Origin of the sequence: Rhizobium leguminosarum (assembly GCF_010668065.1) — a bacterium.
Taxonomy (GTDB): Bacteria; Pseudomonadota; Alphaproteobacteria; order Rhizobiales; family Rhizobiaceae; genus Rhizobium; species Rhizobium leguminosarum_S.
On record NZ_WUEN01000006.1, the window covers coordinates 33,230 to 54,855 of the forward strand.

20 protein-coding genes and 3 pseudogenes are annotated in these 21,626 nt (G+C 58.1%); 7 read left to right on the plus strand and 16 right to left on the minus strand.

The window, feature by feature from the left end; all coding sequences use genetic code 11:
* Positions 1-118: 118 nt before the first annotated feature.
* A pseudogene (locus GR198_RS35860) lies at positions 119-301 on the minus strand (PHP domain-containing protein); the annotation flags it as partial.
* 2 nt (positions 302-303) lie between these two features.
* Between GR198_RS35860 and GR198_RS18170 the strand changes: the two are divergent.
* Positions 304-511, plus strand: a pseudogene (locus GR198_RS18170) (PHP domain-containing protein); the annotation flags it as partial.
* 12 nt (positions 512-523) lie between these two features.
* On the opposite strand, the pseudogene GR198_RS18175 reads toward GR198_RS18170, so the two are convergent.
* Positions 524-1,422, minus strand: a pseudogene (locus tag GR198_RS18175) (LysR family transcriptional regulator ArgP).
* 216 nt (positions 1,423-1,638) lie between these two features.
* Between GR198_RS18175 and GR198_RS18180 the strand changes: the two are divergent.
* A complete protein-coding gene (locus GR198_RS18180) occupies positions 1,639-2,274 on the plus strand; it encodes a LysE family translocator (RefSeq protein WP_026237015.1) in 636 nt (211 codons plus the stop codon).
* A 14-nt stretch (positions 2,275-2,288) separates the two neighbouring features.
* On the plus strand, positions 2,289-3,188 hold the full coding sequence (locus GR198_RS18185) for a dihydrodipicolinate synthase family protein (protein WP_131588245.1): 900 nt from the start codon (positions 2,289-2,291) through the stop codon (positions 3,186-3,188).
* A 128-nt stretch (positions 3,189-3,316) separates the two neighbouring features.
* Here the strand turns inward: GR198_RS18185 and GR198_RS18190 are convergent, their stop codons facing one another.
* The 13 genes from GR198_RS18190 to GR198_RS18250 all read right to left on the minus strand — a co-directional run bounded on the left by GR198_RS18190 (position 3,317) and on the right by GR198_RS18250 (position 15,131).
* A complete protein-coding gene (locus GR198_RS18190) occupies positions 3,317-3,760 on the minus strand; it encodes an Lrp/AsnC family transcriptional regulator (protein WP_018484483.1) in 444 nt (147 codons plus the stop codon).
* Positions 3,757-4,563 (minus strand): phosphotransferase, encoded by an 807-nt coding sequence (locus tag GR198_RS18195; RefSeq protein ID WP_018484482.1) that lies wholly within the window; start codon positions 4,561-4,563, stop codon positions 3,757-3,759. The genes GR198_RS18190 and GR198_RS18195 overlap by 4 nt, the downstream gene beginning before the upstream one ends.
* Before the next feature lie 12 nt (positions 4,564-4,575).
* Positions 4,576-6,003: an aspartate ammonia-lyase gene (locus GR198_RS18200; protein WP_131588243.1), complete on the minus strand. Its 1,428-nt coding sequence runs from the start codon at positions 6,001-6,003 to the stop codon at positions 4,576-4,578.
* Positions 6,003-6,881 (minus strand): 4-hydroxy-tetrahydrodipicolinate synthase, encoded by an 879-nt coding sequence (gene dapA / locus GR198_RS18205; RefSeq protein ID WP_131588242.1) that lies wholly within the window; start codon positions 6,879-6,881, stop codon positions 6,003-6,005. Before dapA ends, GR198_RS18200 begins: the two co-directional genes overlap by 1 nt.
* 42 nt (positions 6,882-6,923) lie before the next feature.
* Complete coding sequence (locus GR198_RS18210; RefSeq protein WP_018484479.1) at positions 6,924-8,342, minus strand: aldehyde dehydrogenase family protein; 1,419 nt, start codon at positions 8,340-8,342, stop codon at positions 6,924-6,926.
* On the minus strand, positions 8,339-9,400 hold the full coding sequence (locus tag GR198_RS18215) for a homoserine dehydrogenase (protein WP_164024059.1): 1,062 nt from the start codon (positions 9,398-9,400) through the stop codon (positions 8,339-8,341). Before GR198_RS18215 ends, GR198_RS18210 begins: the two co-directional genes overlap by 4 nt.
* Positions 9,401-9,515: 115 nt before the next feature.
* Positions 9,516-9,833 carry a DMT family transporter gene (locus tag GR198_RS18220; RefSeq protein ID WP_018484477.1) on the minus strand — a complete coding sequence of 106 codons (318 nt, stop codon included), beginning with the start codon at positions 9,831-9,833 and terminating at the stop codon, positions 9,516-9,518.
* Positions 9,834-9,935: 102 nt separating this feature from the next.
* Positions 9,936-11,147, minus strand: coding sequence for a trans-sulfuration enzyme family protein (locus GR198_RS18225; protein WP_018484476.1), 1,212 nt, complete (start codon positions 11,145-11,147; stop codon positions 9,936-9,938).
* Positions 11,148-11,186: 39 nt separating this feature from the next.
* Positions 11,187-11,876, minus strand: coding sequence for an ABC transporter permease (locus GR198_RS18230; protein ID WP_018484475.1), 690 nt, complete (start codon positions 11,874-11,876; stop codon positions 11,187-11,189).
* A 9-nt stretch (positions 11,877-11,885) separates the two neighbouring features.
* Complete coding sequence (locus GR198_RS18235) at positions 11,886-12,608, minus strand: ABC transporter permease (RefSeq protein WP_018484474.1); 723 nt, start codon at positions 12,606-12,608, stop codon at positions 11,886-11,888.
* A 72-nt stretch (positions 12,609-12,680) separates the two neighbouring features.
* Entirely contained in the window at positions 12,681-13,442 is a 762-nt protein-coding gene (locus GR198_RS18240) for a transporter substrate-binding domain-containing protein (protein WP_018484473.1), read from the minus strand.
* A 36-nt stretch (positions 13,443-13,478) separates the two neighbouring features.
* On the minus strand, positions 13,479-14,261 hold the full coding sequence (locus GR198_RS18245) for an ABC transporter ATP-binding protein (protein WP_164069354.1): 783 nt from the start codon (positions 14,259-14,261) through the stop codon (positions 13,479-13,481).
* A 183-nt stretch (positions 14,262-14,444) separates the two neighbouring features.
* Complete coding sequence (locus tag GR198_RS18250) at positions 14,445-15,131, minus strand: B3/B4 domain-containing protein (protein WP_204337162.1); 687 nt, start codon at positions 15,129-15,131, stop codon at positions 14,445-14,447.
* A gap of 43 nt (positions 15,132-15,174) precedes the next feature.
* Here GR198_RS18250 and GR198_RS18255 point away from each other — a divergent pair, with 43 nt between their 5' ends.
* A complete protein-coding gene (locus GR198_RS18255; protein ID WP_018484470.1) occupies positions 15,175-15,798 on the plus strand; it encodes a helix-turn-helix domain-containing protein in 624 nt (207 codons plus the stop codon).
* A gap of 243 nt (positions 15,799-16,041) precedes the next feature.
* Entirely contained in the window at positions 16,042-17,199 is a 1,158-nt protein-coding gene (locus GR198_RS18260; protein WP_246711108.1) for a trans-sulfuration enzyme family protein, read from the plus strand.
* 82 nt (positions 17,200-17,281) lie between these two features.
* Here the strand turns inward: GR198_RS18260 and GR198_RS18265 are convergent, their stop codons facing one another.
* The gene (locus tag GR198_RS18265) at positions 17,282-18,634 is read right to left on the minus strand and encodes a sigma-54 interaction domain-containing protein (RefSeq protein ID WP_018484468.1); all 1,353 of its coding nucleotides are present in this window, start codon (positions 18,632-18,634) and stop codon (positions 17,282-17,284) included.
* A gap of 264 nt (positions 18,635-18,898) precedes the next feature.
* On the opposite strand from GR198_RS18265, the gene GR198_RS18270 reads away from it, so the two are divergent.
* Both GR198_RS18270 and GR198_RS18275 read left to right on the plus strand, forming a co-directional pair.
* The gene (locus GR198_RS18270) at positions 18,899-19,726 is read left to right on the plus strand and encodes an alpha/beta fold hydrolase (protein ID WP_018484467.1); all 828 of its coding nucleotides are present in this window, start codon (positions 18,899-18,901) and stop codon (positions 19,724-19,726) included.
* 13 nt (positions 19,727-19,739) lie between these two features.
* Positions 19,740-21,362, plus strand: coding sequence for an MFS transporter (locus GR198_RS18275; protein ID WP_131714182.1), 1,623 nt, complete (start codon positions 19,740-19,742; stop codon positions 21,360-21,362).
* Positions 21,363-21,626 lie beyond the last annotated feature (264 nt).

Below are 21,626 nucleotides of genomic sequence, written 5' to 3' on the forward strand. Positions count from 1 at the left end.
CCCCCTCCGGATGAGGTCTTCAAACACTTATTGGATATCAACATAATGTTTTGATTGCAACAGAATGTTGATATTGGTGCTGTTGCCACTGAACATCCGACCACGGCAATGTCGTGCACCGCTCCCTCTCGAAACCGACGTGATCGATCGTGGTTCTGGTGCGAATACAGGTGACGACGTCCCGCAGCTGACGGCGCGACGGTTCGTGGAAAAGAACGTCATTCGTCACAACGGTCTTCACCTTGAAGTGTGTGGCCATGTTCGACAACTCGTGTAGCCGCATCTGGTCGTTCGGCCGCCGGTCATGCGGATAGATTCCTCAAGCCGCCCCGAGGAGATGCAGCGGCTGTTTCCCCGTTACCCGGACGCATTGGCCCGGACGATGGAAATCGCCGATCGCTGCCAGTTCTCGCTCGAGGAACTGACCTACCAATATCCTGAGGAGGCAATCGTCCCAGGCAAGGACGCGCAAAGCTCTCTCGAGCATTATGTCTGGGAATGCGCGCCTAACGTTGAGCTCTGTTCAATCGACGAGGTGCTGCTTGGCGGCTGCCATGACAAGGTCGGTGAGCGTCGCAAACCGTTCTGCAGCAAGTTTGTTGACCTGCCAGAAAAGTGAGACGTCGAGAGCCTTATTAGGGATTAGCTCCACCAGCCTTCCCTTCTGTAGATGAGGGCGGGCAAGATGCTCCGGGTTCATGCCCCACCCCATGCCTTCGACGCTTGCGTCAATGAAAGCCTGTGTCGAGGGGAGAAAATGCGTCGGACAAGCAATCTCTTCACCGAGTATCTGGGCAATCCAACGGTCCTGAAGCTTGTCTTTCTGGTTGAACGTTAGGGCCGGTGCAGTCCGCAACGCCTCGGCGCTAACGCCTCCTGAAAAATGGCGTTCTACAAACTCCGGGCTTGCCGTAGCACGGTAACGCAGCGAACCGAGGGCGGTGCGCCGGCATCCAGGAACCAGCCTTTCGCTGCCTGTCACAGCTGCAATCACCCGCCCGCGCTCTAACCAATCCGCCGTGTCGCCTTCGTCATCAATAACAACGTCCAGGAGATAATTTGAGGACTTGGCGAATGCCGAAAGGGCCCGAGAAACCAAGTTGCGAGACTATCGGCATTTGTTGCGAGGTGCACAGTCACCCGTTCAATGAACTCGGTGGCCGGCGCGAGCGACGGTAGGTGCTCGTAGAGGTCTCGTTCAAGCAGCCCAACATTTTCCAAGTGCCTACATACCCACTGACCCTGCTCCGTAGCAACGCACGGATTTCCTCTGACGACCAGCGCGATCCCCATTCGCTCTTCGAGGTTTTTGACGCGCTGCGAAATTGCGGATGGTGTGACGTTGAGCGTGCCTGCCGCTTTTTCAAAGCTTCCAGTCTGCACGACGGCCGCCAAGGCCCGCAATGCGGAGTAGTCGAGCATGTAAGTTTGCCTTAAGAGAGGTAAGTTTCTTTAATTAGCCTAAGCCTCAGCTTTTTGATAGTGCCTGATCGAACGGCTTGCATTTCCTAACTCCATCGCGGGCTCTGATTGACGATCGCAATCGCGCGGTCTTCGGATTGTCCATCGAAATCAGAATGGTCGCCCCAATTGGCGGTTGCGCATCGGTCGGACCCTGGATCAACAAAGGACATGCGCATGGGCCCGGAGTTTCAGCACCTTCTTCTCGTTTACACAGCCTATGTGATAGCGGCTGGAAGTCCCGGTCCAAGCAACATGCGCATCATGGGCGTGGCGATGGACCAAGGACGGCGCGCAGCGCTCGTGCTGGCTGCCGGTGTCGTAAGCGGCTCGATCTTCTGGGGCGCGATGGCTGCCACCGGAATCTCCGCAATCCTGACCCGGTATGCCGAAGCCCTGATCATCCTGAAAATCTTCGGCGGGCTCTATCTTCTATACCTGGCGTTCAGGGCAGCCAAAGCCGCTCTCACCGCTGGCGAAAAACCGGTCGAGACAGCAGGAACGAACACCCCCGAGACGACTTCGTCACTCTACCGACGCGGCTTGCTGATGCATCTGACCAACCCGAAATCAATTCTCGCCTGGATCGCCCTGGTGGCGCTTGGCCTTGGCCCGGGTGCGTCCTCCTACACCGTGGCAGCAATCCTCTTTGGATGTGCTGTCCTGAGCGTAACGATCTTTTGTGGTTATGCTATAGTCTTTTCAACAGCGCCTATGGTGCGCTTCTACAGCCGGGCTCGCTGCTGGATCGAGGGGACGCTTGCGATCTTCTTCGGCGCAGCCGGCATCCGTCTCCTGCTTTCCCGCACATAACCAAGGCAACATTCATGTCTCTCTTCGAAGGCCTATCTGCTTTTCCAATTACTCCGGCCGACGCGTCCGGGCGCGTTGATCCAGCCGTGCTTGCGGCGCTCTTGCAGCGCATAGTTGATGCGGGTGCTCAGTCCATCGGCCTTCTCGGAAGCACGGGCGCCTATGCCTTCCTGACGCGCGATGAGCGCAGGCGTGCCGTTGAAACAGCTGTCAAAACCGTCGGTGGGCGAATTCCGGTAATCGTCGGTGTTGGTGCGCTTCGCACTGACGAGGCGCAGGCTCTGGCACGCGATGCGAAGGGGGCGGGGGCAGATGGCCTTCTTCTGGCGCCCGTCTCGTATGTTCCGCTGAAGGATGACGAGGTATTTGAGCATTTCGCAGCCGTCACCGAGAGTGGCGGTCTTCCGCTTTGCATCTACAACAATCCGAGCACGACCAGGTTTACGTTCAGCAGTGCACTGATCGCCAGGCTCGCCACAGTTCCAAACATCGCCGCGATCAAGATGCCGTTGCCGGCGAACGAGGACTTCAAGACCGAACTTGCAGATCTGCGCGGCAAGTCACCGACCGGGTTTTCGATCGGATATAGCGGTGACTGGGGAGCTTCCTCCGCTTTGCTTGCTGGCGCCGATGCCTGGTATAGCGTCGTCGCGGGGGTGCTTCCCGCTGAAGCGCTCGCGCTTGCGACGGCGGCGCGGGCCGGCAATGCCGAGGAGGTCGAGAGATTGGAAAAAGCGTTCGAGCCCCTCTGGTCGTTGTTCAAGCGGTTTGGCAGTTTCAGAGTGATGTACAGGCTCGTGGCGCTTCTTGGCATCGGAGATTTCGAGCCGCCGCGGCCAGTGAGGCCGATACCGGACTCCGCAGTACCGGATGTTGTACATGCTCTCAACCATTTGCGGGCTGCCTTTACGTGAGGCTCCGGGCAATCGTCGATGTCTTCCAGCCCGCCGATCCACGCTTGTATTCGCTGCATCGCTCCGTGATGGCTAGGAGCACTGGAGAAACAGTGCTGTCCACACATGATGAGTTCGGAACCGACAGCTCACTTCCGAATGACAGAGGAGAGTGCAAATGCCGTGAGGGTATCCCTTACGCCGGGAAGGGCTGAAATTTGTTGCCAGATTTGGCGTATGCGATCGGCTTCCACGGATTCGACCCGTACCAGCAGATCAAAATCGCCCGTCATCACATCGCAAGCGACGACCTCCGGAATTTTCCGCAAAGCGTGAATGACCTCGCCGCCCCTCATTCGGTCCTGGCGGTAGACAAACATCAATGCGGTGGTGATGGGACTGTCGTTCCCGCCTTCGCCAGTGACAATTGTATAGCCCTTGATAAAGCCTTCGCGTTCAAGCCGTTCTATTCGAACGCGAACAGCATTGCGCGACAAATTGACCTGACCGGACAGCTCGGCATGAGAAGCACGCCCGTTCGATTTCAAGGCGCATAGGATTTGTTCATCGACGCGGTCGAGAAGATACTTCATGCCGGGGAGGGCTCCGTTTTCCCGACAACTGCACCAATCACAGATTCAAAGGCGCGAATCGCAGCATCAAGGAGGTAAGTCTTGTCGTTTGCACGGGCATAGCGACTGGCGGCGGACGCCAGGACAAAGGCGGGAAGAGCCGCTGTCTCTGCCTCAGTTAGCAGCCTCACACTTTCATAGCCGGCCAGAATGGCCCGAGCTTTTTGTTCCTCCAACGCTCCGCTCGGCAGGCTCGCCCAGCCGACGAGAACGTCGGCAATCTCTGAAATCAGCACATCATCGTGCCGAAGCCGAAAGTTGATAACCCCACTGACGTCGTCTCCAAGGAAGAAGACGTTGGAAGGTATCAAGGCTCCATGCAGAGGACCGGCCGGCAGCTCATTTAGAGAACGCTTTTTGCCTCCTTGCAGGGTCATGTGGATCCGCGCCATCAGGCTGCCAAGGCTTTTACACTTTCCTGGCGTTGGATCGTTTGTCGACGAACCTGATACGAAACTCACGACGGCAACGAGACGGCCGGCCGCCCGGAAGGTCGCATCGCCATCAATCGTGCGCGTTGGTTTCGGGCAGGGAATACCGCTGTTGTTCAGCGTCTCCATCGTTGCGAACGCCCGCTCGAGATCCAGCGGCTCGGCGCCGTTTTCGAACAGTGTGACGATGAACTCACCCTCCGCCGTCCGGAAAAGATAGGTTGTTTCCCTGTCGCCGTCGGCAATACCGATCACCGATGACAGGGAGGTCATGCCATAGGCCGCCGCGATCGAGTTTCGGTCCTCGTCGGATATTTCCGTGAAAACGGCCATTCTTTCCTCCGTTCAACCGCGCATAATCTTCGAAACATTGGCAAATTCCGCGGCGTCTCCAAAAATCTGATGAGCCTGACTTTCGGTCAGAACGCTTTCTTCTTCGACGACATCTCGCAAGTTTCTCTTCTCGACCAGCGCCTTCTTGGAGAGGTATGCCGCTTTGCTGTATCCGATCAGCGTCGCCAATGGCGTGGCAAGAACGAGAGATTGGTCGAGCAACGCCTTGCAACGATCGACGTCGACTTCGATGCCATCGATGCAGCGTTCCTTCAAGACCACCATGCCTCTGGTCAGCATGCGCATCGATTGAAGGATGTTCAAAACGATGACGGGTTCCATGGCATTCAGCTGTAGCTGGCCGGCACTTGCGGCGAGCGTCACCGTCAGATCATTGCCGATGACCTGAAAGCTGATCTGGTTCATCATCTCCGGGATGACGGGATTGACCTTGCCAGGCATGATGGACGAGCCGGCTTGAACAGGCGGCAAGCGGATCTCACCCAGACCGCCGCGGGGTCCACTGCTCAGGAGCCGGAGGTCATTGCAGATCTTGCTCAGTTTAACCGCAATTCGCTTGAGCACGCCTGAAAAGGAGACGAAACCGCCTGTGTCCGATGTCGCTTCGATGAAGTTGCGGGCAGGGACTAACGGATAGCTAGATATTCGGGACAGGTGACTGCAGGCCAACTGCGCGAAGCCTGAGGGTACGTTGATTGCCGTGCCGATCGCCGAGCCGCCGAGGTTTATCTCTTTGAGAAGCTTAGAGGCGTACTGGACCTGGACGATATCCTCGTCAATGAGTTCAGCGAAGGCTTCAAATTCCTGCCCTGCGGTCATCGGCACGGCATCTTGCAACTGTGTCCGACCGACCTTTAGAGCGCTTGCATATTGCATGGCCTTGCCGCGAAAGGCGTCGCGAAGCGCGACCTCAGCTGCGATAAGCCCTTCGCACGCTCGCAAGATCGTCAGCCGGATAGCTGTTGGGTAGACGTCGTTCGTCGACTGGGACAGATTGACGTCGTCATTTGGGTGCAGCCTCGAATACTCACCGACGTCGGCGCCCATCTTCAAAAGAGCGAGGTTTGTCAGAACCTCGTTCACGTTCATGTTGGTCGAGGTGCCGGCCCCTCCCTGCATCATGTCGACGGGAAAGTTCTCATCGATATCATTGAGCGCGATGAGTTCGTCGGATGCTTGAGAGATCGCTTCGGCCTTTTCGGCAGAAAGAAGCCCGAGCTCCATGTTGGCGAGAGCAGAAGCCTTTTTCACCATCGCCATCGACTGGATGAGCTCAGGAAAATCCCTCAGGCGCAGGCCCGATACGTCAAAATTCTGTTCCGCGCGCCGTGTATGGACGCCGTAAAGGACGTGTCGGGGAATAGCGAGCGGCCCGATAAGATCTGACTCGATACGCTCAGCAAGCTTTGTCTTGTCCATCAAACCAGGATCCCCGCATGGCGCATGGCGCTATCGATCTCTTCTTGAACGGAAGGACTGATCGTAACGAGTGGTAGCCGCAGATCCCCACGTATGCGACCGAGACGCTGCAAGGCATATTTCGGCCCAGCAGGGTTGGTTTCGAGAAAAAGCGCCCGGTGCAGGGGCATCAGACGGTCCTGAAGCTTCAAGGCGGCGGCGAAGTCGCCGTTCAGGCAGGCCTGCTGGAAGTCAGCGCAAAGGCCGGGTGCGACATTCGCCGTGACCGAGATGCAGCCATGTCCACCATGCGCCATGTAGCCGAGCGCCGTGCCGTCTTCACCGGTCAGGAGATTGAACGAGTGCCCGCAGGCCATACGCTCGAGGGACGGGCGCAACAGGTTTCCCGTCGCATCCTTGACGCCCTTCACGTTTGGGCAGTCTTCAAATATCCGGGCCAACGTTTCGACCTGAATATCGATGACGCTGCGGCCGGGGATATTGTAGACGATAATCGGAACGGTGGCCGCAGCATCGATCGCCTTGAAATGCTGGTAGATCCCTTCCTGGGTTGGCTTGTTGTAATAGGGCGCGACAATCAGCACACCGTCGGCGCGGGCGTCCTGCGCATGGCGAACGAAGTCGATTGCTTCGGCCGTGCTGTTTGATCCGGCGCCCGCGATGACGGGCACACGGCCCTTGGCGGCCGCGATCGTGATCTCGACCACCTGCTTATGCTCGGAATGGCTGAGCGTCGGACTTTCCCCCGTTGTCCCGCATGGAACGAGACCGAAGGATCCTTCTTCGATCTGCCACTCGACGAGGTCGCGCAATGCAACCTCATCGACACGACCATCAGCAAAAGGCGTGACAAGCGCGGTAATAGAACCCTTGAACATTTTTACTCCCTGAGTTGCCGATGGATTTGAGCCGGCCTGGCGTTACATCTTCAGCCGGTTGATGCACACGACTTTCGGCTGGGTCATGTCCTCATAGGCAAACCGGACGCCCTCGCGGCCCATGCTTCCATATTTGAAGCCGCCAAACGGCATTGCATCGAATCGGTAGTCGGACGAGTCGTTGATCATGACGCCTCCAGCCTCGAGCTTGCTTGCAGCCTCAAGCGCCCCTTCCAGGTCGTTTGTAAAAATGCCGGCGTGAAGGCTGTATTCGGGGCTGTTTGCCAGATCGATCGCATCCGCCAGCCCATCGAAGGGTTGAAGAATGACGATTGGCGCGAACACTTCCTCGCCCCAGGCGTCACAGGAGGCTGGAACATTCTCCAGGACCGTCGGCGGATAGAGGTTGCCAGTCGGCTTATGGCCCCAAAGCAATGTCGCACCGGCAGCGAGCGCCCGTTCGACCATTGCGGCCGCTCTTTCGACCGCCTTTTGCGAGATCATCGGGCCGACATCAGTGTCGGCTTCCAAAGGATTGCCGGTCTTGAGCTTCCTGGTTTCTGCGACGAACGTCGCCTTGAATTGCTCATAGATCGGCCGCTGGATCAAAATTCGCTGCGTGCCAATACAGTTCTGACCGGCCGCCCAGTAGGCTCCAGATACGCAGGCCTCGACGGCGGCATCGAAGTTGCAATTCTCCATGACGATGACAGGAGCATTGCCGCCGAGGTCCATGGCAAGCTTCTTGAGGCCTGCTGTTTTGGCAATCGCCTCGCCGGTGGCAAAGCCACCGGTGAAGGAGATCATGCGAACGTCTCTCGCTGCAACCAGAGCCTTTCCAAGCTCAGGGCCGCCAATCGCGACCGTTATGATTTCCTCGGGTAGACCGCATTCGACCAGGACCTCGACGAGCTTGATGGCAGAGAGAGGGGTAAGTTCGGACGGCTTCAAAAGCACTGCATTGCCGCCGGCAATTGCCGGACCAAGCTTGTGGGCAACAAGGTTGAGCGGGTCGTTGTAGGGCGTGATGGCGGCAATGATGCCTAGCGGTTCTCTCGTGTACCAACCTTGGCGAGACTCCGAGCCTGCGTAGGCGTCGAACGGGATGACTTCGCCCGCATTGCGTTTGGCCTCGTCCGCAGACAGCTTGAGCGTATTGACGCACCGGGTTGTCTCTTTGCGGGCCTGCGTAATCGTCTTGCCCGCCTCCTTGACGATGAGAAGCGCGAAGTCCTCGCGCGCGGCTTCGATGGCCGCAGCGGCCTTTTCAAGGATCACCGCTCGCTTGTGACGCGGCAGCGTTCGGGCAATCTGCGCCCCGCGCCTTGCCCGCTCCAGAGCCACGTTCACGCTTGTAGCACAGGTTTCCACGACCGTTCCGACCAGCGTACCGTCGAACGGGCTGGTAACAGCAATTTCTGCAGGAGCGTTCGTTTGGGTGAGTGCAAGGTTGTGCATCATGCAGCCTCCTTAACGATGGCCGAGGCGCCGGCGGAATGAATGGCGACGATATCGGAAAGAAGCGCATAGGCGGTTTCGATGCGGCCGGCGCCAGGTCCGGTGATCGTCACGGCGCCCAGCAGTTCGGTGTCGAGCGACACCGCATTGGTGGCACCATTGACGCCTGCGAGGGGATGATCGAGGCTAATCCGCCTCGGTGCAACACTGCCGGTCACGCTGCCATCGTCATTGCGGACAGCCGATCCAACCAGCTTCCAGCGGCTGTTTGCCTGTGCTGCATCCTCGATGTCGGAAGGTGAAAGACCGGAGATACCCTTGCAGCTTACATCCTCGGGCTTGAGATTTGCACCAAGCAGTTCGTTTGCCAGGATGACGACCTTCAGACGCACGTCGAAACCTTCGACATCGGCGGTGGGATCGGCCTCGGCATAGCCGAGTTCTTGGGCTTCCTTCACAGCGGATGCGAAATCCAAACCCGCTTCCATGCGACCGAGGACGAAGTTGGATGTGCCGTTCAAAATTCCTTCGAAGCCCTTCAATTCGGCGCCGGCAAGCGTCTTCTCAGCCATGCGAATGACCGGAGTACCGCTCATCACGGCGCCCTCGTACTCGAAGCGTACACCGTTGGCCTTTGCCAGCGCCTTGAGCGCCTGGGCCTCAATGGCGACCGGGCCCTTGTTGGTGGTAACCACGTGTTTGCCAGTCTCAAGCGCCCAGCGGCAATGCGAGACAGCAGGTTCGCCGTCCTTGGGATTGGTGAACGTTGCCTCGACGACAATGTCTGCGGGTGCGGTCTTGATAATGGTCTCGTTGTCGGCTTCGGCACTTCCCCCGGAAAGCTGTCCAAAGCCGCCCTTTTCGAACTTCGCCTCGACCAGGGTCCTCGCATCAAGACCGTTCGGCGAAATCACGGAGCCAAGATAGAGATCGCTCACAGCGACAATATTCAGGCGGAATCCAAGATCGCGCTCCCAGAGCTGGTTCTTGGCGGCAATGAGTTCGGCCAGGGCGCGATTGACGCCGCCAAATCCGATGAGAGCAATATTGTAAACTGTCATAACGATCCTCCAGTGAAGTCTATGAGGGTAAGCATGGGATGCGGATTGCTCTGCAGGAACCAGGCAAACGGACCAAAGAGCAGCGCACTTTGCTCAATCTGCTGCCGGACGTAGATCAGGTGCTGGCGAGCTTCATCATGAGAATCCCCGACACGATCAAGGCGCCCGCTGCCAGACGCATGGGTGACGCGGGCTCTCCAAGGATCGCCATTCCGAGCAGAAAGGAGCCAACCGCACCGATCCCTGTCCAAACCGTGTAGGCGGTGCCGAGCGGCAGCACCTTCATCGAAAAGGACAGCAGCACGCCGCTGGCAATCATCGCAATGACGGTGATTGCCGACGGGATGAGCAGCGTGAAACCGACGGATCTCTTCATGTAGAACGCCCAGACGACCTCAAGCAGGCCGGCGACGAACAGGATTATCCAGTACATAACATCCTTCCTGGCGGACCTCCGGGTCTGCCGCGCATCAGGCTTTGACAGCGACATGAATTGCCCGGCGAGCGGCAATTCATATCCAACTCGACTTCGTGTTCAGCTTTGCCCGAACGTCTCGTCGAGGGCGTTATTGATGTCGGCAATCAGATCCTCGGTGTCTTCCAGACCGATCGAAAGCCGCAGATGCCCGTATTTCTGGAAGTTCGGCGGATAACGATCGGAACCGCCTCGGCCACTGCCGCCGACATGGACGATCAGGCTCTCGTCGTGACCAAGCGAGACGGCGGACGTGATGACCTTGAGATGTGCGACGAACCGGTTCTGCGCATCTGGATCGCCATCGACGGCAAAAGCCATGACCGCTCCATAGCCCTTGCCAGCAAACTGCGTTCTGGCAAGCGCGTGCTGGTCATGGCTGTCTAGACCGGGATAGGTGACATAGGCGACGCGCTTGTCGGCTGCGAGGGACCGGGCGACGATCTCTGCCGATGAAAACTGCTGCTTCAGGCGCAGCGGCAAAGTCACTGAGCCTCGCATGATCAGCCAGGCGTTGAACGGGGAAATCGTGCCGCCGAGATCGACGAGCGCGTCTGCCTTGATGTGATGGATAAGCGGCTTCGAGCCGATGACGACCCCGCCCATCGCGTCGCCATGACCGTTGATGTATTTCGTCAGCGAATGGATGACGAGATCTGCACCAAGTGCGAGCGGGCGGAAGAACGGGGGAGGGGTGAAGGTCGAGTCCACCGACAGGAGCGCGCCCGCTTGTTTTGCGATTGAGGCCAGCGTCGCGATATCGGCAACCTTGGTCGTTGGATTGGCGATTGTCTCTGTATGGATCAGCTTGGTGTTCGGGCGCACGGCGGCTCGGACGGCATCCATGTTGCCCATATCAACGAAGGTGGCTTCGATATTGTAACGCTGCGGCAAAAGCTCTGAAAACAGTCGCCACACGGCCTCATAGGTGACGTCACCGACAATCACGTGGTCGCCGCTCTTCAAAAACGTAAAGAACACGGCATGAAGCGCCGCAACGCCCGTTGCGAAGACGGCTGCATCCTCGCCGCCCTCTATGGCCGCGAGCTTGCGCTGCAGGCCGATCTGATTGTGGCCGGAATTGCGCGTATAGGAGGGGCTCTCGGTGTCCGACCAGTCCATTGTAGAAGGGTCGTAGGGAAGTTCGTACGAATTCGCCATCACGATCGGTGTGCGAATAGCGCCCGATGTCTTGTCGATTTCGTTACCGCCGTGCACCGACAGCGTATTGAAGGAGAGCGTCGATAGGTCGTGTTTGTCTGGTCTCGACATAATTGGCCTCTTTGTTGAAGTGAGTGGTTGGGGAGTGCCTCAGCGCCTGACCGGGATGGCGGTTTCCAGCTTCTGGAACCCTTGTGTGATCAGGAAAGTCAGGCTGACGTAAAAGACAGTGACGAGGAGGAGTGGCTCGTAGACAAGGAGCGTATCCTGGCGGATTTTGTAGGCAGCACCGTAGAGATCCATCACAGTTACAGAGAATACGATCGGCGTTGCCTTGAGTTGCAGGACGACCTCGCCAGCAAATGTTGGCAGTCCAATCCGGATCGCTCTCGGCAACCAGATCCGGCGCAGGATCATCCAGGGTGACATGCCAACGGCGCGTGCAGCCTCAAGTTCGCCTTTCGGGACCGCCAGCATGGCTCCCCGAAGAATCTCCCCCTGGTAAGCAGCGAAGTTGAGCGTCAGGGCCAGCGCCGCAAAAAATAGCCCCTCTCGCAAGACCGGCCAAAGAAAGCTGCTCCGCAATCCAGGGATATGCGGCAGATACGAGCCCAGACCGTAGTAGATGAGCCAAAGCTGGATGAGCAAAGGCGTTCCGCGAAAGAATGTGCAGTACGACTTGGAGAGCCAACGGGCGATGGAACCACGGCCGACCTGGGCAATCGCCAGGAGGATGGCGAGCGCAAATCCCAGCGTGACCGAAATCGTCAGCAGCAGGCATGTCAGGAAGGCGCCATAGAGCAGCAAGTCCTGGTACTCGAATATCCAACCGAAATCCATGTCCGCCTCCTACGCTACAGGTCGTTGGCCGCGACGAAAGTAGGCTTCGAGCGCAGAGAACAGCAGGTTCGATAGAATCGTGATGACGAGATAAAGTGCCGCCGCAGCCAGGAAGAAGACCATGTACTGCTTGGTGTTGCTCGCGGCGACGCGTGCCGCAAGAGCCAGTTCCTGATAGCCAACGACGGCAATCAGGGCGCTGTCCTTGATCACGGACATCCACAGGTTGGCAAAGCCGGGCAGTGCATTGGGGATGAGAGCCGGTAAGACGATGCGGCGGAAGCGTAAGCCTGGCCGCATCCCAAAGGCCTTGGCGGCTTCAAGCTGTCCAACAGGAATGGCGAGGATCGCGCCCCGCAAAACCTCGGTCATGTAGGCCCCCTGAACAAAGCCCAGCACCGCGATTGCCGCGACCAGGCCATTGACCTCGACTGGGCCAAGGTCCGCCATCGCAAGAATCCGGTTCAGCCCATCCGTTCCCGCATAGTAGAGCGAGACGATCAGGATGAGCTCCGGCACGGCACGGACGATCGTCGTATAGACATTGAGAGCATATTGCAGTGGGGCAAACCCACTCAACTTGCCGAGTGCGCCGAACAAGCCCAGCACCATTCCAAACAGATAGGCACCAAACGAGATAAACAGGGTCGCGAACGCGCCGGTGATCAATACGCCGCCCCAGCCGGGAGGGGAAATCGACAGCATGTCCAAAATGGAACTTGAGGAACTCATGGGAAGCCTTCCAGAACAGGACCGGCAGATTTGCCACCAACGGCTGGTGACAAATCCGCCTCGCCCGTGGACTCAATAGGGGTCGTAGTCGAAATACTTCTTGCTGAACTCGGCATAGGTGCCGTTCGCCCTGACAGCTTTGATCGCGCCATTCAGCTTTTCGCGAAGCTCGTCGTCGCCCTTGCGGATACCGCCGCCGACGCCAGCCCCAAGAACCGCATCATCTGCCTCGACACTGCCCTTGTATTCGCAGCATTCCTTGCCGAGGTCGGCTTTCAGGAGTTCCTTCAGCGGTCCCGTGTCGGCAAAGATGTAGTCGACGCGGCCCGACGCGAGGTCCTGGAATGATTCATCGACGGTCGCATAACTTTTCTCGGTCGCAATTTCGGCGAAATGCTTCTTGAAGTAAGCCGACTGGGTCGTCGACACGGCGATGCCGACGGTCTTTCCTTTCAGCTGCTCGGTGGTCGCGCCCATGACGCCATCCTTGGCGCCAATCATGCCGGCGAGAGCCGAGTAATATTTGTCCGTGAAATCGATGCGCTTCTTGCGCTCGTCGGTGATCGACATCGAAGACCAGATTACGTCGATCTTCTTGCTCTCCAGAGCCGGAATGAGGCCGTCCCAGGCAACGTCGACGATCGTGCACTTCTCCTTAAGCTCTTTGCAGATCGCATCCATCAGATCGATCTCCCAGCCAATCGCTTTTCCCGAAGCGTCCTTTGTCGTGTAGGGCGCATAGGCCTCATTGACGACGCCGAAGCGGATTTCCGCTTGGGCGCTCGTCGCCAGCATGAATGCTGCGACAGCTAGAGCTTTTCCCAAATGCTTCATCTTAGGGTTCCCCTTTTTCTGTTGGGATGGTGGTGGTTAGTGCGAACCGGCTGCAACAAACTCCTTGCAGCGTGCGCTGGTGGGTGCACCAATGACCTGGGCCGGAGGGCCGAGTTCCTCGACCTGGCCCTGGTGCAAAAACATGACGCGGGTGGAAACGTCGCGTGCGAACTTCATCTCGTGGGTGACCATCACCATGGTGCGACCTTCCTCGGCCAGCCCACGGATGACCTTGAGCACTTCGCCGACGAGTTCCGGATCGAGTGCCGAGGTCGGTTCATCAAACAGCATCACCGCCGGATCGACGCAGAGCGCGCGGGCAATCGACGCACGTTGCTGCTGGCCGCCGGAAAGGAAGGCGGGGTAGGTGTCCTTCTTGTCGTAAAGACCGACTTTGGCCAGTAGCGCCTCGGCCTTTTCGATCGCCGCTTTACGCTCGATACGCAGGATGTGGATCGGGGCCTCGATGACGTTCTGGAGAATGGTCATGTGCGGCCAGAGATTGAAGCTCTGGAAGACCATGCCGAGGCCACTCCTCAGCCTCTCGATCTGCCGCCAGTTGGCGGGGTGGCATTTGCCGTCACGGCCCTTGCGGAAGATCACGTCTTCGCCGTTGATCTGGAAGGTTCCTTGGTCCGGAATTTCGAGGAAGTTGATGCAGCGCAGGAACGTGCTCTTTCCTGAGCCCGAAGATCCGATGATCGAGACCACGTCGCCCTTCTCCGCTGAAAGGGAGATGCCCTTCAGCACCTTGTGTGCGCCGTAGCTCTTGTGAACGTCGCTCACTAGCAAAGCTGGCTTGACTGTTTCGATGTACATTTCACCTCCATTGACTTGCGAGGGTTGGCCCACTCCTCCGCGGGCAAAGCTTCGCCATCGCCGTATCTGACAGCGCCATCATTCGTGGTTGCGAGTGTAAAAAATGGACGCGAACGTCGGCACGCGCCGCCTAAACGGCGCACGTTCCTCACCTGCCATTGTCTCGGATTTACCGCCGGCGCGTTAGCCGGCCATAATCTTGTGTCTGTAGACCTCACAGCCTGGTGCCAGCTGCCTTAAACCGTTCACCAGCATGTTGGCCGCCTCCTCTAGCGCCTCCTCAGGCATTGTCGCCAAACTTTCCAAAATGAACCACATCCGGCCACCCAGCGTCTCCAGTCGGGTCCGGGTACCTTGCCGCCAGTTCCAGCGCCGGCACGTGACACCGATATCGTCGCGCCAGATGACTTCACCCTTGGTAGGGTTTTCGATGACCGCCTCTCCGTTCATAACCGTGTCGAACACTTCGGTTCCGTCTGCAAAAGACAGCCGTGGCTTGCCGACATAGGCGTCGAAGTTTTCTCCACCGACCGGTATGGCAAAACGCAAGCTGACTGCGTTGTAGAGATCGACGATCGGGTTGATCGAAGGGATACTGCCGTCTTTCTCCACCCGCTTCTTCAGCGCCTGCGCAGAACAGGGTGTGCGATTTGGTTTTGCTCCAAACCGGCTATATGCCTCGGCCCAACTTGCCAGATGTGCTTCACTCCAGGCTGGCCCTCCAGCTCGGACAAAATCACAAGCCTCTTCCAGCACATTTCTGGCTATGGTGCCGCGCGTGTCATCCTTGATATCAACGAAGACGCTGATCGCGCGAAAGTCTGGTGCGATGTTTGCGATTTCTTTGTCGATGACCGGAAATTCCAACATGCCCTCTAGCTCCCATTGACCAATTTAGTCTATAATACCGACCATGGAAAAGAAAGTCAATATATCGACCGAAGCGGTCACCGACGTCGAGCGCGTCAGTGCAACCGTGTCCCAGAACCTCAAATTGTTCAGGAAACAGAATGGCCTGACACTCGATGAATTGTCGCGCAAATCCGGTGTCAGCAAAGGCATGCTGGTCGAAATCGAAAAGGGCAGCGCAAACCCGAGCATTGCGACGCTCTGCCGGGCAGCGACCGCATTGGGCGTTTCTGTCGCCGATTTCGTCGGGGTCGCAGTTAACGTGCCTGTGCGCATCGTTCCACCCGAGGATGCCTCGATCCTCTGGCGTGGTCCGAAGGGCGGGAGTGCCACTCTTCTGGTTGGAACCCACGGGCCGGATGAAATCGAGCTTTGGCGCTGGACGCTGTTTCCCGGTGAGGTTTTCGAATCGCCCGGCCATTCGGCCGGAACACTCGAACTGCTGAATGTGGAAACCGGCGCGCTTACCTTGAAACTGGCTGATAGCGAGCACCTCGTTAAAGCGGGCTCTTCGGTTTTGGCACGGACGGAGGACAAACATGCTTACATGAATTGTGGCAAGGAGGAGCTCCGCTTTGTAATGACTGTCGCGGAGCTGCAGCGTCCGCGCGTGAGAACGGGCCTGTAAAGACAACTGCTGCTGCTTGAGGTCGGACCGAAGCACTTTTGGGTTGGCGGAGCAAAAACGTTGCCGCATGCACCGGCCGTCTCCTGAAGTCGAACGCCGTGAGCCTAACGCCACATGGATGGTCACGCTCATCTCCACTGGCGCACCCCAATGCGCGCCGACCGGATGGCCGCAGCAGCCGATATTCGAACACCGTCTGGAACAGAGATTGATTGGTCTAGTCCACCGATGAGGTACAAGTTCATGCGAGATCGCGATGAGTTAGATGCGGCCGATCCGGAGTTCGACGAACTCGGATTCTCGACGCGTGCTATCCACCAACCAGTCGACCTGTCATTTAACCGTCCCGCTCAATTGGTCAGAGAAATCAGCGGTGCAGACAACAACGCCCACTCTGCGACGGACATGCTCGAGAAGACATTGGCTCGCCTCGAAGGAGCCGAGGCCGGCTTGGTGCTTTCATCAGGGTTGGCCGCCTTCAATATGCTCGCACTGGCGCTTCTCTCCGAAGGCGACGAGATGATTGTCCACAGGCAAGTTTGTACCGATATGGCCGCTCTGATGGAGAAGACGCTAACGCGGGCCGGCATCACAATGGTCCCGGTTGATCTGTCGCTTCCGGCAAACATCTACCGTGCGGTGACACCTCGAACGCGTCTCATTTATTTTGATACGCCGACAAATCCTCTCGGCGACATTCTCGACATTGCTGCAATCGCAAAATGCGGTCGCTCCTGCGGCCTCAAGATCGTCGTTGACAGCACATTCGCTTCGCCAGCCTTGCAGCGCCCGATTGAGCACGGCGCCGATATTGTCCTGCAATCGCTTACCAAATACATCAACGGTCATGGCGACACACTCGGCGGCGCCCTGCTGGGAGACACCGCACCCGTTCAAAAACTGCGGGAAACCAGCCTTCGTTTTCCTGAGGCGACCGTGATCTCACCGCAGGCTTCGTTCCTCATCCTTCGTGGCGTGAAAACACTTGCTCTCAGGATGGACCGGCACAGTTCCGCCGCCCATGCGATCGCACTGACATTGGAAACCCATCCGGCAGTGGCGTGGGTAAGATATCCCTTTCTTCCATCTCACCCGAACCATTCCATCGCTCGCAGGCAGATGTCAGGTGGCTCGGGAATCTTGGCTTTCGGCCTTGGTGCGGGCAGGGATGGTGCCACGGCGATGATCAGCAGACTGCGGCTTATACAGTCGGGCGTCAATCTGGCAGAGGTCGGCAGCCTCATATGCCATTCGGCCCGCCTCACCAGCACCCGCCACCTGTCCCTTTCAGGAGGCGGCCTTTGCGACGCGCTTGGAGATGACGTCATCCGCTGCTCCGTCGGCCTGGAGGATGCCGAGGATCTTATCGAAGACATCCTGGAGGCTCTGGATTTCGGCTGAGCGTTTGTCTTGCCCAACCACGCGAGCCAAAGCGGGGGGAATTGTTTGCAGCTGAAAACGGGGCGACTTCCTTGAAGGCAAGCTATTTTACGTCCGGCTCCTTGAGAAGGCGATAGAGGTGGGCCCGGCTGATACCGAGCAATTCAGCCGCACGGCTCCTGTTACCGCGCGTTTGTTTCAGAGCGGCACGGATCTCCGCGTCCGTTTGGGATCGTATCCTGTCTTTGAGTGGCTGCGTCGCGTCTGGCTCAGCCGGGGTTGAGGAAACCTCCTGGACAGAAATGGCGAGTGTCCCGGTAATGATCATTCGCGTCAGCGCGTTTTCGAGCTCGCGCACGTTTCCCGGCCACGCGTATCCGATCAACAGATTGCGATCGTGATCGGTCAGGTTTGGTGTGGACTTACCCAGCCGACCTGCGATGCGCGCAAGCAAGCACTCGGCAAGGTGTGGGATATCGCCCCTATGCCGCAGGGGAGGGACGGTGATCGGCAAAACATTCAGCCGGTGATACAGGTCCTCACGAAAGCGGCCCACCTTCACCAGGTCAAGAAGAGCTTTATTGGTCGCGCAGACGATACCCAAGTCGATACTGACCGGATTGGTACCGCCGACACGTACGATTTCGTTCATCTGCAGAACGCGCAGCAAACTGCCCTGAAGGGCGAGCGGCATGTCGCCGATCTCGTCCAGGAAAAGCACGCCGCCTGTGGCAAGCTCAAACTTGCCCGGTTTGCCCTGGCTGCGAGCGCCCGTGAAAGCACCGCCTTCGTATCCAAAGAGCTCGGCTTCAATCAGCTCGCTGGGAATGGACGCGCAGTTGACCCACACAAAGGGTCCACTACGCCTGTCCGACAGTGCATGAAGGGCATGCGCGGCCAGTTCCTTGCCCGCGCCGGTCTCGCCACAAATCATCACAGGCAAATCATACGCAGCGGCAACCTTGATGGCGTCACGATAGGAATCCATCAACTCGCCCATGCCGATGATGTCATTCAGCCTGAACTTCGATTGCCACGCTCTGGGACGTTGCGGAATGGCGAGTTCTGCTTTCGATATGCGGCTGTAGGTCTTCTTCAAGGCATCATAGTCAGAGAAGAGGGCAAGCCCGACCGCGCCGATGATCTTGCCGTCCCGGTGCACGGGAACTTGCTTCGTTACCAGTTTATGGCCACGAACCTCGAGCGGATAACCGACATGGGTGCCGATCCCGCGTGCAACGAAATGAAGCTTGGTCTGTGGCCCAACCACATCGGTTATGTGGCGCCCGAGGAAGTCATCGGCCTCACCCCCGAGCAGCTTGCAGTAGGGCTCATTGATCAGGACGATTGTCCCGGCTGTATCGACGGCGACGAGGCAGTCTGAGACATGATCGAGCACGAGACGGAGAAACCCGGCTTCTTCCGATGAACCTGCGAACCACTCCGGAAGCGTCATCTCAGCCTGACCTGGTTGGAACCCCGATGAAATTACGTCGCGATCACTCTACCGACTAATCGTCTCTAAAGCGAGACAATATGTGTCTCTATTAGGTGACGGTATATGCGAGAGACTGACGGGCAAGTGTTTGTCGAGCGGCGAGGAACCTTCGAAATTTGCTCATGTTTCCAGCTCGTTGAGCAATGGCGACCCTCCAAAACCGCCAACTGGCCCGCCCCTTGCGATGCTTACGGTGTAAAAACCTAAAGGGGAGCAGAAATAATGCATATCGAAACCATGACAATCGGCGATACGGTTGTGCACGTGTCGGGCGCCGGTTTGCCGCTTGTGTTCGTGCACGGGTTCACGACCACAGCCCAATTCTGGCGGGAGCAAATTGAGGCGTTCTCGTCCCGTTACAGGGTCATCCGCATCGATCTTCCAGGACACGGTGTATCGCCACGACCGGAGGGACGCAGCTACACAATCGCGGCCTTCGCAAATGATATCCTGGCGGTCTATCGTGCACTCGAAATCGACGAAGCCATTCTCGTCGGCCTCTCAATGGGAGGAACGGTGGCGCAGACCTTTACCCTGTCCCACCCCGAGCGTGTCCTCGCGCTTGTGCTTGTCGGGGCAACGCCCCACGGACTTGGCGCGGATGTCAATGTCGACAATGTTCTCAAGGCCATCGATGACCTCGGCGTTGTCCAGGCGAGCCAGAATGTCATCGAGCGCTCGTTCGGCCGTACAGCCGGCAGAGACCTTGTCGAATTTGCCAGACAAGAGGTTGCCCAAACGCCGGCTTTTGTTGCACGGGAGGCGATCGCCTCACTCAATGCGTCGGACAGCCGGGCCAATCTTCACGATATCGGCGTCCCCACGCTGGTCGTGGTCGGCACTGAGGACATCATCACGCCACCCGGAGAATCCGTTGTTCTCGCAGAGGGTATTCCGGAAAGCCGGCTTGAGGTTATAGCGGACGCGGGTCATTTCCCGATGCTCGAGCAGCCGCAGGTCTTCAACCATGTCCTCGAGAGCTTTCTCAAGGACTGCGATAGTCGTTTTTCTCGGTCGAGCGGCACAGGCCTCTCGCGTCAAACCGTTTGAGTGGGAGGCTCACATGTCTGTTCAAGAGATGACTTCACAGATCAAGCCAAAAGCGCACGATCTGGACCGCAACACGAAACGGACCGTTTTTGCGGCCGCGCTCGGAACCGTTTTCGAATGGTACGACTTCTTTATCTACGGCTCCCTTGCCGCCTTCTTCAGTACGCTGTTCTTCCCGAAGGGCAACGAGACGGCCGCCTTGCTCGCAGCGCTGGCGACCTTCGGCGCGGGCTTCGTCCTTCGGCCTTTTGGTGCAATCGTCTTTGGCAGGCTCGGTGACCTTGTTGGCCGGAAGAAAACCTTCCTTGTAACCATGCTGGTCATGGGTCTTGCCACGGCGGCCATCGGTCTGCTGCCGACATACGATTCCATTGGCTGGGCGGCACCGGCTTTGCTGGTCGGGCTGCGCCTGCTGCAGGGTTTGGCGGTTGGCGGCGAGTTTGGGGGCGCGGTGACCTACGTTGCGGAGCATTCCGACCGCGATCGGCGGGGGCTCACGACAAGCTGGATTCAGATCACCGCAACGCTTGGTTTATTCTTGTCGCTGATCGTGATCGTTCTTTGCCGGTCCTCGTTGTCGGCGGAGGATTTTGCGAGTTGGGGATGGCGGATACCCTTCATTGGTTCAATCCTGCTTTTGATCCTGTCGCTCTATATCCGCCTGAAGCTGCACGAGTCGCCGGTCTTCCAGGAAATGAAGGCGCAGGGGAAAGGTTCGAAGAACCCGATCGCCGAGACCTTGGGTGACCGCAAGAACCTGCGCCTTGTGCTGGTGGCAATCTTCGGCGTCGTCGCGGGGCAGGCGGTCATCTGGTACACGGGCCATTTCTACAGCCTGTATTTCATGACGACCATACTAAAGCTGACCCAGGATCAGGCAAACTTCTACATGCTCGTTGCCCTTACGCTCGGCACCCCGTTCTTTCTGTTCTTCGGTTGGCTTTCCGACAGGATCGGACGCAAGTGGATCGTCGTGACGGGATGCGCCTTGTCGGCCCTGCTGATCATGCCGCTTTTCCAAGCACTGGCGACCTATGGCAATCCTGTGCTGACAGAGTTCCGCGCCAAAACGTCCGTGGTACTGGTGGGCAATGACTGCAACCACGACCAGTCCTTTATCGGACAATTGTTCCGGCCGCAGGCAACGACGGAATGCCAGAAGGTGAAGGCGCTGCTGACTGGGCGTGCCGTTCCTTACACCGTGAAGGTCGACGCAGAACCTCTCCGAATCCAGATCAACGGTGGCGAGGCTAAAACCCTGAATGAGGGCGATCTCGTTGCCACCCTGACGGGAGTGGGGATGCCGGCGGCAAATGCCCCGGTCCAGCCGAATGGTCCCATGGTCGTCCTCGTGCTTTTTGCCTTGGTCTTCCTGGCGACAATGGTCTACGGACCGCTCGGGGCGCTTCTGGTCGAACTCTTTCCCGTTCGGATACGGTACAGCGGTGTTTCGGTTGCCCTGCAACTCGGCAATGGATGGATCGGTGGATTTGCGCCTTTCGTGGCAACGGCAGTTGTGCTCACGACAGGAAATATCTTCGGCGGTCTCTGGTACACGGTAGCCTTTGCCGGTTTGACGGCAGTGATTGGCGCACTTCTCCTTCCGGAAACGCGGGGGCGCGATCTGAACACATAATGTTTACACCTAGGGGCGCCCCGCGCAGGGGACTGCGGTGAATATGGCTCCCGCCCCACTGCCTTGAAAACCGCATCGAAAGTCCGGGCACTTGTCCGGACTTTTCTATCACTGGACGGGCATGACAGCCCGAAGAAATCGTAGCTTACAGATTATCATCATCAGGACAAGCTGAACCGCTGAGATCGCCCCCGTGCATCGCAAGTGCGCCCGAGATCTACGGGCCGATGATCGGGCGACACGTTTAGGCTTGGCCACACGCGC